Source organism: Halomonas sp. (genome assembly GCF_031581305.1).
Lineage (GTDB): Bacteria > Pseudomonadota > Gammaproteobacteria > Pseudomonadales > Halomonadaceae > Halomonas.
This window is the reverse complement of the sequence record NZ_JAVLBC010000035.1, coordinates 1-15,495: the sequence shown is the minus strand read 5'-3', so window position 1 is coordinate 15,495 and position 15,495 is coordinate 1. Positions and strand designations below refer to the sequence as shown.

Here is a 15,495-nt window from a genome sequence, read left to right as displayed (position 1 = left end):
CGGCGGGATGGTATCGGTCACGATGAGCTTCGTCAGTTGCGGGTCGCTGACCACCTGGTCGGCATCACCGACGAAAAGGCCGTGCGCCGCAAGCCCGACCACCGTCTTTGCGCCTCGGGCCAGGCACGCCTGGGCGGCACGCAGCAGGGTGCCACCTGAACTGACCAGATCATCAACGACCAACACAGTGGCGCCTTCGACCTCGCCGGTCAGCAGGGTGCCGCTGACCTTGCCCTCGCTGCGACGCTTCTCCATGTAGGCGGCCCCGATCTCGCGATTCAGCATGGGCTCCAGCATCTCCCTGAAGCCCTGCGCCCGCTTCACGCCGCCCGGGTCAGGGGAAGCCACCACTACCTTGCCGTCGCCACAGCGCTCGCGCATGTAATCGGCAAACAGGCGGCGCGTGTCGAGGGTGTGGGTGGGGCAACGGAAGGCATTCTGGAAGGCGGCGGGATTGTGGACGTCGAGCGTCATGACGGCGTCGATGCCCATTGCCTCGAGGAGCATGGCCAGATAGCGGGAGGTAAGCGGATCGCGTGACTTGGTCCGGCGGTCCTTCCGCGCATAAGCCATATAGGGAATGACGGCGGTGACCCGCTGGGCTCCCGCATCGCGGACGGCGCCAAGGAAGAAGAGTAGCCGGCAAAGTCGTTCGTTGACGCCCTGCTCCGGGGCGCCGTTGAGGCTCTGCAGGACATAGACATCCTCACCACGCACACTTTCCAGCGGTCGCACCTTGTGCTCACCGTCCTCGAAGTCGCGCTCCTCGTGTTTGGCAAGCGAATGGCCCAGTGCCTGGGCCACCTTTTCACCAAAGGGTCTACTGGCGTTCAGAGAGAATAGTTTCATGCCTCCCAGCATAGACGCTGAGCCCTCTGTTTGACGAGCGTAAAGGATCAGGCGTTGTGGGGCGTCAGGCAGCTTGGCAGGCTTTCGTGAAGTGAACGGGGCAGGATGCGAAGGTCGCGAAAGCCACCGATGTCCTTGTCGGCGACGTTGTCCGTCTGCATCAGGATGACCTGGTCACGCGTCAGCGGCGGGCCGGGCAGCCAGGTGGCCAGGGCCGCTACCAGCCGCCAGGCGAGGAAGGGAATCGGCACCAGCGGCCGCTCGCGGTGCAGGTGCGTGAGCAGCATCTCGAGGATCTCTCGGTAGCTCAGCACCTCGGGCCCGCCGAGCTCGAAGAGTCGTCTTGCGGTGGCAGGGCGGCCCGTGAGTGTGGCAATAGCCCGCGCCACGTCCATCACGTGTACCGGCTGTAGCCGGGTCGTGCCGTGACCGAAAAGCGGGATCAGCGGTAGCCGGGCCAGGCCCTCCAGGCCGGAGAGGAAGGCATCCCCGGGGCCGAACAGCACGCTGGGTCTCACGATGATCGCCTTGGGCATGGCCTCCAGTACCGCATCTTCGCCCCGGGAGCGGGCGCGGACATAGGCCGAGGCTGAGTCGTGGCGGATGCCGATCCCCGAGACCAGCACCAGCCGGTCGATGCCCGCCGCCCGGGCTCGGCTGGCCAGTCGCCCGGCCCCCGTTACATGGATGGCCTCGAAGCTGGCATCGCGCGTTTCCACATAGAGGCTGACGGCATTGACCACGGCGCTTGCGCCCGCGAGGGCTGTGTCGATGCTCGCCTCGTCGCGGATATCGGCAGTGGCGAGTTCCACCGGATCCCCGTCCTCGCAATACGCACCCCGCGGCCGGCTTCGACCAGTTCCCGGACAATGGTGTCACCGAGAAAGCCGGTGCCACCGAAGACCGTGACCGGACCCTTGCGCATCATTCCCCTCCCTGTGGCCGCTCAACGATAGCCGGCCATCAGCTCGCGCACCAGTGGCGTATCGGCATCGCGGTGAGTGGGCAGTTCGAAACGGGCTCGGGAGATGGCGGTGCGTGACAGCTCGGCGGTGATCAGCATCTCGCACTCCTCGGCCTCGGCGAGCAGCTCACCACGCGGGCCGAGGATGCGCGAGCCGCCCCAGAAGTGGCTCTGGCCCTCGGGGCCGAAGCGGTTGGCCATGATCACCGGCGTGCCGTAGGTCATGGCGTAGAAGCGCACGTTGAGGGCCCAGTTCTGCTCGTTGGAGAAATCGTCGCTGACGATGCCCGAGGCCGAGTTGATCGGCGCGCAGAGCACCGTAGGCCGGGGCAGCAGCGCGGCATGGACCAGTGCCGGGTTCCACAGGTCGGCGCAGATCAGCTGTGTGGCCGACCAGCCGGGGCGCACCGGGGTCTGGGTGAGCTCGCTGCCGTGGGTGAACCACTTGCCCTCCTCGAGACCGCCGTAGGTGGGCAGGTTAAGCTTGCGGTGCACCGCGGCGATCTCACCATCCTGGAGGATGGCCAGCGCGTTGTAGTACTCGCCGGGACTCGCTTCCTCGACGAAACCCACCACGGTCTGCATCTCGCGGCAGGCCAGTGCCAGCTCGCGCAGACGCGGATCCTCCAGCGGCATCGCCACCTGCATGATCCGGCTACCCAGCCCGTAGCCGGTCAGCGAGAGCTCGGGAAAGACCAGCAGCTCGACGCCCCGCTCGCAGGCGTCCTGGATGATGTCGAGATGCTGCGCCAGGTTGACATCCACCTCTCCGAGGGTGGCGTTGATCTGGGCGGCGCCCACGCGCAGTCGGTCCTGATAGTGCATGATTCAGCTCTCAAGAGGTAACGCGGGCCCTTTGGTCTCGCCCGGGTTGTCAGTATTGGAACGGGGGCAGCGTCGCTGCGCGTCTCCGCGTCTCCGCGTCTCCGCGTCTCCGCCGCTGCGCCAGTGGCGGGGCGTGCGGACGTCGATGGCGTCTCATGGAGCACCGAGCTGTGCCAGCAGGTCGCTGGCCGGGCGCTCCTCCAGGGTCATGATGATGTCATAAAGCGTGGCAGTCTGCTCGCCGAGCAACGGATCGGCGAGTGCATGGTACTTGGCGGCAAGTTCCTCGTCAGAGAGCGGATTGTGCGGGTTGCCGCGGGCCTCGCAGGGTGCGCTCTCCACTATCCGACCGTCGCTCAGGTGCAGCCGCGCTGCTGCCCAGCGCTCTGCGGGGAAGCAGGCGTTGAAGGCGACACGCTCTTGGATCCTGACCCGCGAGGCCAGGGCTCGCAGCTCTGGTGCGGCGAGGTCAGTGATGGCCTGGGCATCCAAGGTGCCGCGGCCCAGGGCGCAGGCCACCGACCAGGGCAGGCTGTATTGAGCTTCCTCGGTACTGCTGGGATGCACTACATGCAACCGCCTGGCTTCGTGAAAGGTGATGATCTCGATGCGGGAGACGTTTTTCGGGTCGTCGATTGTCTCGCGCAGGTTCAGAATCGCCTCCACCGCTGGCTGGGCCCAGCGGCACACCGGATAGGCCTTGAAGTACTGTTCATGGAGGTACCAGCGCTGCCCCAGGTCGGCCCAGACTCCCCCGACTTCCGGGCTTGTCATGGTTAGCGCCGGAGCGCCGCTGAATCCCGCTTGGGCTAGAAGGGCCGCAGAGATACCGGTCATGGCGCCCCAGCCGGAACCATCCTTGAGCATGGTGGGATGGTCGATGCAGCGCATCATCTGGCTGCGAGGGCCATAGAACTCGGCGATGCCCAGGGCATGATGCAGGCGCTCGTCGTCGAGCCCCAGTAGTCGGGCTGCCACCGCGGCGACGCCGAGGGCATTCCAGGCGCCGGAAGTGTGATAGTCGGGGCTGGTGGCATGCAGGGCGATACCGGCGCGAGTCGCCACCTCGTAGCCCAGGATCAACAGGCCAAGGAAGTCACGGCCGGAGAGATGGCGTGCCTCAGGCAAGGCGACCAGGCCCGGCATTAGGGCAACGCCGGCATGTCCCTTGGCCAATACCTGGCCGTCATGGGCGTCCAGGGCGTCGATCAGCCAGGCACCGTGCAAGGCCACCCCGGTGGGCGAGGATCGGCCGGCGGCGAAGAGTAGCGGCCGATCTCCGCCATGCTGTGTGGTAACGAAGCGGCGAGCGATGTCGGCCAGCTCGGTCTGGGTTGCCCCGGCGGCCACGCCGACCAGGTCCAGTAGACAGCGCTTGGCTTGGGTGAGCAAGGCAGGGTCGAGGGTGGCGAGATCGGTGTGGCGGATCCAGTCCACGGGCGAATGGGAGGTGGTCATCGCAAGCTCGTTGTCAGTTTCGGGGCAGATACAAGAAGGCCGCCCGTGGGCGGCCTCGATGCGTGTGCCGACAATGCCCGGCCGTTACAATAGCTCGTTGTCCTCGAGGAAGGACTGGGCCACGTCTTCGATGTTCTCGCGCTCGACGTCGACCCGCGCGTTGAGCTCGGCCATGGTCGCGTCGTCAAGCAGCGTCGACAGCGCGTTCATCTGCTTGGCGAGGTCGGGATTTTCTTCCAGGGTCTCCTGGCGCACCACCGGCGTGAGAGCGTAGGCGGGGAAATAGCCCTGGTCATCCTCGAGGACCCGGAAGTCGAAGGCCGGGATGCGACCGTCGGTGGCGAACACCAGGCCCACCTCGACGTCGCCGTCGCGCAGGGCCGGGTAGACCAGACCGGAATCCATGCGCTTGATGTTGCCGCGGTCGACGCGGAAGTCGTAGGCCTGCTGCAGCGGTCGCCAGCCGTCCTCGCGGGCATAGAACTCTGCGTTCAGGGCAAAGGTCAGGTCCTCGCCGCCATCGTTGATCGCCTGGGCCAGGTCGGAGAGGGAGGCAATGCCGCGCTCCTCGGCGTCCGCCTCGCGCATGGCCAGGGCATAGGTATTGTTGGCATTGGAGGGGTCCAGCCACACCAGGCCCTTCTCGGCGTCGAGCTCCTTGACCCGCGCGTAGGTCTCCTCCGGTGACAGGCGCTCGGTGACGTCGTTGTAGTTGATCAGCGATGTGCCGGTGTACTCCCAGTAGAGGTCGATCTGTCCGTTTTCCTGGGCCTGGCGCAGCACAGCGGAGCCCATGCCGGAGCGATTCTCCACATCGTAGCCAAGGCTCTCCAGGTACTGGGTGGTCATGTTGGAGAGTATCTGCTGCTCGGTGAAGTTCTTGCCGCCGACGGTGATCTCGGCGGCGCCGGCGGTGGTCATGGCACCGGCCAGGGCCAGGCCGGACAGAGTGGTCATCAGGCGTTTCATGGGTACTTCTCCTTGTGATTTGACAGTGTACAGCACGGTTCGAACGATCAGGCGCGCGACGGGTTGACCCCGCGCGGCACCAGCAGGAAAGCGACGGTGGCGATCAGGGCATCGACGATGATCGCCAGCAGGGCGGTAGGAATGGCGCCGGCGAGCATCATCACCGGATCGTACAGGTCGATGCCGGTGAAGATCAGCTCACCCAACCCCCCGGCGCCGATCAGAAAGGCCAGCGGCACGGTGCCCACGTTGATGGTCAGGGCGGTGCGCATGCCCGCGAAGATCACGTAGAGGGCGTTGGGCAGCTCCACCCGCAGCAGGCGCTGGATCGACGACATGCCGATGCCCGCGGCGGCCTCCATCAGGGCCGGGTCCACGCCCTTGAGCCCGGTATAGGTGTTGCGGGTGATGGGCAGCAGGGTGGCGACGAACAGCCCGAAGACCGCCGGCACCGTGCCGATGCCCAGGAAACTCATGGAGAGGGCCAGCACCGCGAGCGTGGGGATGGTGGTGCCGACGTTGAGCACCTGCATCAGCGATTCCGCCCAGCGTGCCATGCTCGGACGCGACAGCACGATGCCCAGCGGGATGGCGACCAGGATCGCCAGGCCACCGGAGATCGCCGTCAGCCTCAGGTGCTGGATGGCCAGGTACTGCACATCGGGCAGATAGAAGATGAAGTCGTTGATGACCCCGCTCGACTGGCTCCATACCCCGGCGAAGAAGATCGCCACCAGCAGGAGTGCCCGCAGGGCCCCTTTCAGGCTCTGGATCGGCATCGGCTCACTCCTTGACGGCGCTGTCGGGGGTCCGGGTGGCGGCCTCACGGGCGCGGAAACGCGACCCCAGGTGGTGCGTCATGGCGCGTTGGGTAATCTGGCCGCAGACCCGCCCCTGATCATCCACGCAGGGCAGCCAGGTGGCGTCCTGGGAAAACATCAGCGAGGCGACCTTGCGCAGGTCATCGTCCAGGGTCACGGTCCCCGGCACGTTCTCGAAGTGGTCACGGCAGTAGCCCTTGGTGGTGCGCGCCTTGGCCCGGGTGATCAGGCCCACCGGCTGGCGCTGGTCGTTCACCATCAGGATGGCGTTCTGGTAGCCGTAGTCCTCGATGCGGGCCAGCGCCGTCTCCAGCGTGTCGCCGGGGCTCACCGTGGCGATCTCGTCGGAGACCACCTCCTGGACCTTGACCAGGTTGAGGCGCTTGAGCGCGCGGTCCTCGCCGAGGAAGGATTCGACGAAGGCATTCTTCGGCGCAGCCAGCAGGTCGTCGGGCGCGGAGTGCTGTACCAGCTTGCCCTCGCGGAATATCGCCACCCGGTCGCCCATCTTGATCGCCTCGTCGATGTCGTGGCTGACGAACATGATGGTCTTCTTGAGGGCCTGCTGCATCTTGAGGAACTCGTCCTGGATCACTGCCCGGTTGATGGGGTCGATGGCGCCGAAGGGCTCGTCCATCAGCATGACCGGTGGGTCGGCAGCGAGCGCTCGAGCCACGCCGATGCGCTGCTGCTGGCCGCCGGAAAGCTCGCTGGGGAAGCGCTTGAGGAAGGCGTCGGGTTCCATGGAGATCATCGCCATCAGCTCCCGGGCCCGCTCCTTGTAGCGGGCCTTGTTCCAGCCCAGCAGCTGGGGCACCACCGTGATGTTCTCCTCGATGGTCATGTTGGGGAACAGCCCGATCTGCTGGATCACATAGCCGATATTGCGGCGCAGGTCCTGGGTATTCATGTCGGTGGTGTCCTCCCCGTTGATGAACACCTTGCCGGAGGTCGGTTTCACGATGCGGTTGATCATCTTCAGGGTGGTGGTCTTGCCGCAGCCCGAGGGGCCGAGCAGGATGCAGATCTCGCCGTTGGGTACGTTCATGCTGATGTGGTCGGCGGCGACCACGGCGCCCTTGGGCGTGTCGAAGACCTTGGTCAGGTTATCGAGTTCGATCATTCGTGTGTCCTTGTCGTCTCGGTCGTCAGAGGCTCGCTATCAGGCGGTGGAGGTGTCGAGCTCCATGCCTCGGGGCGTCAGGCGCTTCTGAAGGTAGAGCAGGGTGTAGTCGACGATGATCGCCAGCAGGCTCACCGCGATGGCACCGACGATCAGCTGGCGCGGATCGGACTGCGAGATACCGCGGCTGATGAAGGTGCCGAGGCCGCCGGCGCCGATGTAGGCGGCAATTGCCATCACGCCGATGTTGAGCACCACGGCGGTGCGGACGCCGGCCATGATCACCGGCACCGCCAGAGGGATCTCCACGAAGCGCAGGCGCTGATTGGGGCTCATGCCGATCCCCCGTGCCGCCTCGCGCAGCGCCGGGTCGACGTTGTTGATGGCGGTATAGGTGTTGCGGATGATCGGCAGCTGTGAATAGAGCAGCACGGCGATCACCGCCGGCACATAGCCGATGCCATGACCGATCAACGAGAGCACCGGGATCATGATGCCGAACAGCGCGATCGACGGAATGGTGACAATGATCGAGGCGGCGTAGAGCACACTCTTGGCCGCGCGCTCGCTCTTGGTGATGGCGATGCCGATCGGCACGCCGGTGAGGGTAGCGATGCCGACGGCAATACTCACCAGCGCGATGTGCTCCAGGGTGCGGGTGGTCAATAGGTCGATGTTGTCCAGTGCATACTGAATCAGTTCCAAGTCTTCTCTCCTTGCCTTGCGAGCCCTGTCCCTTGGCAAGCATAGACGTCTGGCGGCGACCCTGCGGTGCCCGGGTGTGACGATGCCGTGTGAAGGGGCTAGGGGGCGACGAATTGCCCCATGCGAGGTGTCACAGCTTAGCAGAGCGACCTATCTATTTGTTTTTCCGAGAATGAGGATGCGCAATGGTACGAATTGGAAGTGCTGATGCCTCCGTTGAAGGCGAGTCCATCTTACATAAATGCAAATGAGATAGATTATCTTTATTGATGGTAACGTCCGTGAACGTGTCGCTATCCGCTTGATTGAGCGACAGGACTTCACATCAAAATGATACAGGACTAAAATGGTCCCCAATCGAATCTGAGGGGGTGAATGCCCCCGGGGAGTCAGTCCTTGCTCAAGCTTTCTCGGCTGACCGACTACGCTGCCGTGGTGATGGCGCAGATTGCCCGTCACCCGGACCAGCCCCAGGCCGCCGCGGAGCTCGCCGAGGCGGTCCAACTGCCCCATCCCACCGTCAGCAAGACGCTGAAGATGCTGGTCAAGGCTGGCCTGCTGGAGTCACGGCGTGGCGCCCAGGGGGGGTACTCCCTGGCACAGCCCGCGTCCCAGATCACTGCCAGCGACATCATCTCCGCCATCGAGGGGCCGGTGGCGATGACCGAGTGTAGCCAGGCCGGTGGCGACTGCGATCTGGCCGCGACCTGCGGGGTCGCTGACAACTGGCAGCGCGTCTCGTTGGCCATTCGCACCCTGCTTGACAGTGTGACCCTGGCCCACCTGGCCGACACCAGCCCGATCAAGCTGCCGGTGCAGCTGCCCATTCAGAGCGTGAGTCTGGCCGACGAGGCCTGACGCATCCGAGCGATTCACTACCCGAGGCGAGCCTCGCTCGCCGACCCAACCGCCCGGGAGGGGACACATCATGGCAAGTCAGGAAATGGAACAGCTTGTCCGTCGCGATTATAAAGAAGGCTTCGTGACCGACATCGAGAGCGACACGGTACCGCCCGGCCTGGACGAGAGCACCATCGCCTTCATCTCGAACAAGAAGGGCGAGCCGGAGTGGATGCTGGAATGGCGTCTTAAGGCCTATCATCAGTGGCTCAAGATGACGCCGCCCTCCTGGGCACACCTGGACTACCCGCCCATCGACTACCAGGCGATCTCCTACTACAGCGCGCCCAAGCGTGACGAGGACCGTCCCCAGAGCCTCGACGAAGTGGACCCCAAGCTGCTCGAGACCTACGAGAAGCTGGGTATTCCCCTGCATGAGCGGGCGGCGCTGGCCGGCGTGGCGGTGGATGCGGTCTTCGACTCCGTCTCGGTGACCACCACCTTCAAGGAGAAGCTTCACGAGGCGGGCGTGATCTTCTGCTCTATCTCCGAGGCGATCCGTGACTACCCGGAGTTGGTCAAGCAGTACCTGGGTAGCGTGGTACCCCAGGGGGACAACTACTTCGCGGCGCTGAACTCGGCGGTGTTCACCGACGGCTCCTTCGTCTTCGTGCCGGAAGACGTGACCTGCCCCATGGAGCTCTCCACCTACTTCCGCATCAACGCGGCCAATACCGGCCAATTCGAGCGTACCCTCATCGTCTGCGAGAGCCGTGCCCAGGTCTCCTATCTGGAGGGCTGCACGGCGCCGCAGCGTGACGAGAACCAGCTGCATGCGGCGGTGGTGGAGCTGGTGGCCCTCGAGGATGCCTACATCAAGTACTCCACGGTGCAGAACTGGTACCCCGGCGATGAGGACGGCAAGGGTGGCATCTACAACTTCGTCACCAAGCGCGGCGACTGCCGTGGCGACCGCTCGCGCATCAGCTGGACCCAGGTCGAGACCGGCTCCGCCATTACCTGGAAGTACCCCTCCTGTGTACTGCGTGGCAAGGACAGCATCGGTGAGTTCTACTCCGTGGCAGTGACCAACGGCCGCCAGCAGGCCGATACCGGCACGAAGATGATCCACATTGGCGAGGGCACCCGCTCGAGCATCATCTCCAAGGGCATCTCCGCCGGGCGCAGCAACCAGTCCTATCGCGGCCTGGTAAAAGTGGGCCCGCGGGCCAAGGGCGCGCGCAACTTCACCCAGTGCGACTCGCTGCTGATCGGCGACCAGAGTGGTGCTCACACCTTCCCCTATCAGGAGATCGGTAACAGCACGGCCACCGTCGAGCACGAGGCGACCACCTCCAAGATCGGCGAGGACCAGCTGTTCTACTGCCAGAGCCGCGGCATCTCCGAGGAGGATGCGGTGAGCATGATCGTCAACGGCTTCTGCAAGGATGTCTTCCAGGAACTGCCCATGGAGTTCGCCGTGGAGGCCGAGGCGCTGCTGAACGTCACCCTCGAAGGCGCTGTTGGTTGAGGAAACGGCTGCGCGACGCCTGTACGGCGTTGGAAACAGGGTCGAGAATGCTCATTTACGGTCGTAAACTCCGCTTCTCTCACCTGCTTCCGCCTTGTTCAGGCGCCGCTCGCGCGTTTCTCCGGATTCGCGAGAAGGTCAAAACATTCAAGTAGTCGCGGTGGCGGCTCGCCAGAATCGAAAAGGTAGTCAACATGCTCGAAGTCAAGGATCTGCACGTCACGGTCGAGGGTTCCGAGATCCTCAAGGGCCTCAGCCTGACCATCAACGCTGGTGAAATCCACGCCATCATGGGCCCCAACGGGGCCGGCAAGTCGACCCTCTCGGCGGTGATCGCCGGCAAGGACGGGTACGAGGTGACGAAGGGCTCGATCACCTTCGAAGGCCAGGACGTGCTTGAGATGGAGATCGAGGACCGGGCCCGTGCCGGCCTGCTGTTGGGCTTCCAGTACCCGGTGGAGATCCCGGGGGTCAAGAACATCTACCTGCTCAAGGCGGCGCTGAACGCCCAGCGTGAGGCGCAGGGCCTGGGCGAGATCCCGGCACCGGAGTTCATGAAGCTGATCAAGGAAAAGGTCGCGTCCATGAAGATGGATACCAGCTTCCTGCAGCGTGCCGTCAACGAGGGCTTCTCTGGCGGCGAGAAGAAGCGCAACGAGATCCTGCAGATGCTGGTGCTGCAGCCGAAGCTGGCGATGCTCGACGAGATCGACTCGGGCCTGGACATCGACGCCATGAAGGTGGTCGCCGACGGCGTCAACTCCCTGCGCGCCGAGGATCGGGCCATCCTGCTGGTGACCCACTACCAGCGCCTGCTCGACTACATCGTGCCGGACCGCGTGCACGTGCTGGTCGATGGCCGCATCGTCAAGAGTGGCGATGCCGATCTTGCCCGCGAACTCGAGCGTCGCGGCTATGACTGGGTGCAGGAGGAGACCGCCGCATGAGTGATGCAGTGCAGAGCGATGTGCAACGCTTCCTCGACCGGCTGAGCGAGCGCAGCAACGCCCGCGGCGCCGAGCCGACCTGGATTGCCGCCCGGCGCCAGGCGGGGGCTGCACGCTTCGAGGCGCTGGGCTTTCCCCACCGGCGCGTCGAGGAGTGGAAGTACACCGACGTGCGGGCCATTGCGCGCGGTGATTTCCACCTGGCCAAGGATGCCGACTTCTCACCGGCCACGGCGGCGAGGCTGACCCTGCCCGTGGAGGCCCACCGCCTGACCTTCGTCGACGGCGTCTTTGCCCCGGCCTTGTCGAAACTCGATGACCTGCCCGCTGGCGTGCAACTGGTGCCGCTCTCCCAGGCGCTGGCGGAGAACCACGAGGCGGTGGGCGGCCCGCTCGGCCGGCTCACCGGGGTCGAGTTCTCGCCCTTCGCGGCGCTCAACACTGCCTTCATGGAAGAGGGCGCCGTGCTGCGCCTGGCGCGAGGCACCGTGGTGGAGAAGCCGATCATCCTGCAGTTCCTCTCCCGAGAGGGGGAGGCGCCGGTGATGAGCCATCCCCGTATCCTGCTCGAGATGGCGGGGCGTAGCCAGGCCACGGTCATCGAGCATCACGTGGGCGAGGAGCAGGCCACCAACTTCACCAACCTGGTGGAGGAGATCATCCTCGATCGCGGCGCGATCCTCACCCACTACAAGCTGCAGGAGGCGCCGCTTGCCGACCTGCACGTGGCCAGCATCCACATCGAGCAGGCCCGTGACAGCCGCTATACCTCGTTCAACCTGAACCTGGGCGGCGGCCTGGTGCGCAACGACCTGGTGGCCGAGCTCAATGGCCAGGGGGCCGAGGCCAACTTCAACGGCCTCTTCTATGGCCAGGGGCGTCAGCACGTGGACAACCACACCCTGGTCAACCACAACGCGCCGCACACCTACTCCCATGAGAACTACAAGGGCATCCTCGACGACCGCGCCCATGGCGTGTTCAACGGCAAGGTGATCGTCAAGCGCGACAGCCAGAAGATCGAGGCCGAGCAGAGCAATGCCAATCTGCTGCTCTCCGATCGCGCCGAGATCGATACCAAGCCCGAGCTCGAGATCTATGCCGATGACGTCAAATGCGCCCACGGCGCGACGACCGGCCAGCTCGACGAGGAGGCGGTGTTCGCCCTGCGCACCCGCGGCATCGACGAACAGACGGCCCGCGGCCTGCTGACCCTGGCGTTCGCCGGCGAGGTGCTGGAGCAGGTCAACCTCGACGCCATCGCCGAGCGGGTCGAGCTGGCCGTGGCGGGCAAGCTTCCCGAGCGCTTCAACCTGGCTGGCCTGGTGGAAACCGCCGCCGCCCTGAACGAGGAGTGAGCCATGGCCGACTTCAGCGACCTGACGCTGGATGTGGTGAAGGTGCGACGCGACTTCCCGATCCTTGATCGGGAAGTCCACGGCAAGCCGCTGGTCTACCTGGACAATGCCGCCACCAGCCAGACGCCGCGCCAGGTAATCGCGATGTTCGACGACTACTACGGTCGCTACAACGCCAACATTCACCGCGGGCTCCATACCCTGGCCGACGAGGCCACGGCGGCCTTCGAGGGGACCCGGGAGTCGGTTCGTGCCTTCCTGAACGCAGGCGAGACCCGCGAGATCGTCTTCACCCGCGGCACCACAGAGGCGATCAACCTGGTGGCCAACAGCTGGGGACGCACCAACCTCGCCCCCGGTGACGAGGTGCTGATCTCGCGGCTGGAGCACCACTCCAATATCGTCCCTTGGCAGCTGCTGGCTGGGGAGCTGGGGTTCAGCATCAAGGTGATCCCGGTGGATGAGCGCGGCGTGCTGGACATGGCGGCCTATCGCGATCTCTTCACCGAGCGAACCCGGCTGGTGGCGGTGAACCATGTCTCCAATGCCTTTGGCACCGTCAACCCGGTTCACGAGATGGCGCGGGTGGCCCACGAGCACGGCGCCCGGATCCTGATTGATGGCGCCCAGGCTACGCCCCACCAGCCGGTGGACGTGCGTGATATCGATGCCGACTTCTATGCGTTCTCCGGTCACAAGGTCTACGGGCCCACCGGCGTGGGCGTGCTCTACGGCAAGGCCGCGCTGCTCGAGGCGATGCCGCCCTGGCAAGGGGGTGGCGAGATGATCCGGACGGTCTCCTTCGAGACGCCCACCACTTTTGCTGAGATCCCGCACAAGTTCGAGGCTGGTACGCCGGCCATCGCCGAGGTGATCGCTTTGGGGCGTGCCCTGCAGTGGGTCCAGCAGATCGGTCTCGAACTGATCGGCGCCTGGGAGGCGAGGCTGCTCGAGCATGCCACCGAGGGTGTGCGGGGCATCGAGGGGCTGCGCATTCTGGGGACCGCACCGGACAAGACGGGCGTGTTGTCCTTCGTGGTCGATGGCGCGCACTCCCAGGACATCGGGCTGCTGATCGACCAGCTCGGTGTGGCGATCCGGACCGGTCATCACTGCGCCCAGCCGCTTCTGGCGCAGTTCGGCGTGGACGCCACCTGCCGGGCATCCTTCGCCGCCTACAACACCCCCGAGGAGATCGACGTCTTCGTCGAGGGGCTCGAGCGTGTCGTCGGCATGCTGCGCTGAGGTCTATCAAGGAGCGACATGAGCGATATCGAGCAGATTGCCACCCTCCACAAGGGTCAGGCGTTGCCCCTTCAGCGTGACGTGGGCGCGATCTCCATTCCCTTCGGCAAGACCGTGACGCTGCCGGAGGACAGTGTCGTCACCGTGATGCAGGCCAAGGGCAGCACGGTCAGCGTGGGCTTCGAGGGGCGCCTCTACCTGATCGAGGGGGCCAACCTGGATGCCCTGGGCCTGGAGGCGCTGCCGCGGCCGACGCTGCCCGAGGATGCCACGGAGGACGAGATCGAGCAGTTCGTCTGGGATCAGCTGCGGACCTGCTTCGACCCCGAGATTCCGGTGAATATCGTCGACCTGGGACTGGTCTATGGCTGTCGCATCGAGCGGCTGATCACCGGCGAGCGCATCGTCACCATCCGCATGACCCTGACCGCGCCTGGCTGCGGCATGGGCGATGTGATCGCCGCCGATGCGCGCAACAAGATCCTCGGTGCCCCGCAGATCAGCCAGGTGCATACCGAGATCGTCTTCGATCCCCCGTGGAGTCGTGAGATGATGAGCGACGAGGCCAAGCTGGAACTCGGAATGTTCTAGCGCCTGTTCCGGGGAGCGCGATGTACCGGCCATTCTGGAAGGCCTTCAAGGCCGCACTGATGTCGCTGGGGGCGCTTGCGCTCCTGGCGAGCTTGCTGTTTGCGCTGGGCAACTTCTATGTGCTGGGCCGTACCCAGGCGAAGATCGAGGATGAGATCTCGCGCTGCGGCAGCGAACCCGTGGGCATCGTCTTCGGTACCTCCCACTGGACGCGCAGCGGGGCTCGCAACCCCCACTTCGAGGGGCGGATGGGCGCCGCCGCCCAGCTGATCCACCTCGGGCGGGTCGATCACCTGCTGGTCTCCGGCGACAACAGCACCCGCTACTACAACGAGCCGGTGACCATGTGGCGCGACCTGCGGAGCCGCGATGTGCGCGACGAGGACATGACCCTGGACTATGCCGGCTTCAGCACCTTCGATACCCTGGCGCGGGCGCGAGACGTGTTCGGCGTGGAGCAGGCGCTGTTGATCACCCAGGACTGGCACCTGCCACGGGCGCTGTTCATCGGCGAGGCGCTGGGGCTCGAGGTGCAGGGTTGTGCGGCGCCGGAGCATGTCGCGGCCGGCCTGTGGCGGCTCAAGCTGCGCGAATGGGTGGCGCGGGTGGCCACCCTGGGGGATCTCTACCTGTGGGAGCGCGAGCCGCACTTCCTGGGGCCGCTCGAGCCCCTGCAGATCATGCCACGGGAGCGCGACCGCCTGCGGTTTCCGCCGGGACTGTTCAGCGCTTCGGACGCTGCTTCTGGAGGCGATACAGCTCGCGGATCAGCGCCCGACAGCCCTTCCAGCACTCCTCGATGACCGGCTCCATCGGCTCGGGCAGGGGATGGGTGAACAGTGTCGAGAGAGACTGCATCAGTACTCGCTCCTGTTCCAGCAGCTCGCCGATGACCACCTGGCTCTCGTTGCCCACGAAACTCTTCAGGCGGCTCCACAGCCACATGTAGTCGTCGCGCTCGACATCGGCGTCGCGGGGTAGCAGATTGAGGTGCTTGCGCGACAGCTCCTGAAGTTCGTGCATCGACTTCGCCCGGGCTTCGTAGTGGGGTTTCAGGCTGTCGCGTAGCGAGGGTCGCAGGCGTTCCAGATTGTCCTGAAAGTAGTCGATGCTGTCGGCCATTGCCTCGAGGGCACTGTCCATCGCCACCTGGCGATTGTCGAGAAACATGAGCGGTCACCTCCTCCGGTGACGCAGATTGTGGGGCTGTCGCTTCCCATTTGCCACCCCCGGGGGGCAATAAATTGCCGCTGCCCCGTTAGCCTTTGG

16 protein-coding genes are annotated in these 15,495 nt (G+C 65.1%); 7 read left to right on the top strand and 9 right to left on the bottom strand.

What is annotated here, in order from left to right; all coding sequences use genetic code 11:
* The 8 genes from RI841_RS04920 to RI841_RS04885 form a co-directional block, all read right to left on the bottom strand.
* Positions 1-849: ribose-phosphate pyrophosphokinase (locus RI841_RS04920; RefSeq protein ID WP_310704468.1), on the bottom strand; the 849-nt coding region annotated here is incomplete at its 3' end.
* Between the two features lie 47 nt (positions 850-896).
* Entirely contained in the window at positions 897-1,661 is a 765-nt protein-coding gene (locus RI841_RS04915) for a complex I NDUFA9 subunit family protein (protein ID WP_310704467.1), read from the bottom strand.
* Between the two features lie 134 nt (positions 1,662-1,795).
* Positions 1,796-2,638 (bottom strand): nitrilase-related carbon-nitrogen hydrolase, encoded by an 843-nt coding sequence (locus RI841_RS04910; RefSeq protein ID WP_310704466.1) that lies wholly within the window; start codon positions 2,636-2,638, stop codon positions 1,796-1,798.
* A gap of 153 nt (positions 2,639-2,791) precedes the next feature.
* Positions 2,792-4,096 (bottom strand): MmgE/PrpD family protein, encoded by a 1,305-nt coding sequence (locus RI841_RS04905; protein WP_310704465.1) that lies wholly within the window; start codon positions 4,094-4,096, stop codon positions 2,792-2,794.
* An 84-nt stretch (positions 4,097-4,180) separates the two neighbouring features.
* Positions 4,181-5,065 (bottom strand): glycine betaine ABC transporter substrate-binding protein, encoded by an 885-nt coding sequence (locus RI841_RS04900; protein ID WP_310704464.1) that lies wholly within the window; start codon positions 5,063-5,065, stop codon positions 4,181-4,183.
* 47 nt (positions 5,066-5,112) lie between these two features.
* Positions 5,113-5,844, bottom strand: a complete 732-nt coding sequence (locus RI841_RS04895; protein WP_310704463.1) for an ABC transporter permease — start codon at positions 5,842-5,844, stop codon at positions 5,113-5,115.
* A gap of 4 nt (positions 5,845-5,848) precedes the next feature.
* Positions 5,849-7,009: an ABC transporter ATP-binding protein gene (locus tag RI841_RS04890; RefSeq protein ID WP_310704462.1), complete on the bottom strand. Its 1,161-nt coding sequence runs from the start codon at positions 7,007-7,009 to the stop codon at positions 5,849-5,851.
* 39 nt (positions 7,010-7,048) lie between these two features.
* Complete coding sequence (locus RI841_RS04885; protein ID WP_310704461.1) at positions 7,049-7,714, bottom strand: ABC transporter permease; 666 nt, start codon at positions 7,712-7,714, stop codon at positions 7,049-7,051.
* Positions 7,715-8,110: 396 nt separating this feature from the next.
* Between RI841_RS04885 and RI841_RS04880 the strand changes: the two genes are divergently transcribed.
* The 7 genes from RI841_RS04880 to RI841_RS04850 all read left to right on the top strand — a co-directional run bounded on the left by RI841_RS04880 (position 8,111) and on the right by RI841_RS04850 (position 15,029).
* The gene (locus RI841_RS04880; RefSeq protein WP_310704460.1) at positions 8,111-8,572 is read left to right on the top strand and encodes an SUF system Fe-S cluster assembly regulator; all 462 of its coding nucleotides are present in this window, start codon (positions 8,111-8,113) and stop codon (positions 8,570-8,572) included.
* A 70-nt stretch (positions 8,573-8,642) separates the two neighbouring features.
* Entirely contained in the window at positions 8,643-10,085 is a 1,443-nt protein-coding gene (sufB, locus tag RI841_RS04875; protein ID WP_310704459.1) for a Fe-S cluster assembly protein SufB, read from the top strand.
* A 194-nt stretch (positions 10,086-10,279) separates the two neighbouring features.
* Positions 10,280-11,032 (top strand): Fe-S cluster assembly ATPase SufC, encoded by a 753-nt coding sequence (sufC, locus tag RI841_RS04870; protein WP_310704458.1) that lies wholly within the window; start codon positions 10,280-10,282, stop codon positions 11,030-11,032.
* Positions 11,029-12,390, top strand: coding sequence for a Fe-S cluster assembly protein SufD (gene sufD, locus RI841_RS04865; protein WP_310704457.1), 1,362 nt, complete (start codon positions 11,029-11,031; stop codon positions 12,388-12,390). The genes sufC and sufD overlap by 4 nt, the downstream gene beginning before the upstream one ends.
* 3 nt (positions 12,391-12,393) lie before the next feature.
* Complete coding sequence (locus RI841_RS04860; RefSeq protein WP_310704456.1) at positions 12,394-13,635, top strand: cysteine desulfurase; 1,242 nt, start codon at positions 12,394-12,396, stop codon at positions 13,633-13,635.
* An 18-nt stretch (positions 13,636-13,653) separates the two neighbouring features.
* A complete protein-coding gene (gene sufT / locus RI841_RS04855) occupies positions 13,654-14,226 on the top strand; it encodes a putative Fe-S cluster assembly protein SufT (protein ID WP_310704454.1) in 573 nt (190 codons plus the stop codon).
* A 20-nt stretch (positions 14,227-14,246) separates the two neighbouring features.
* Entirely contained in the window at positions 14,247-15,029 is a 783-nt protein-coding gene (locus RI841_RS04850; protein ID WP_310704453.1) for an ElyC/SanA/YdcF family protein, read from the top strand.
* Here the strand turns inward: RI841_RS04850 and RI841_RS04845 are convergent.
* On the bottom strand, positions 14,950-15,396 hold the full coding sequence (locus RI841_RS04845) for a hypothetical protein (RefSeq protein ID WP_310704452.1): 447 nt from the start codon (positions 15,394-15,396) through the stop codon (positions 14,950-14,952). The two genes, RI841_RS04850 and RI841_RS04845, sit on opposite strands and share 80 nt — an antisense overlap.
* Positions 15,397-15,495 lie beyond the last annotated feature (99 nt).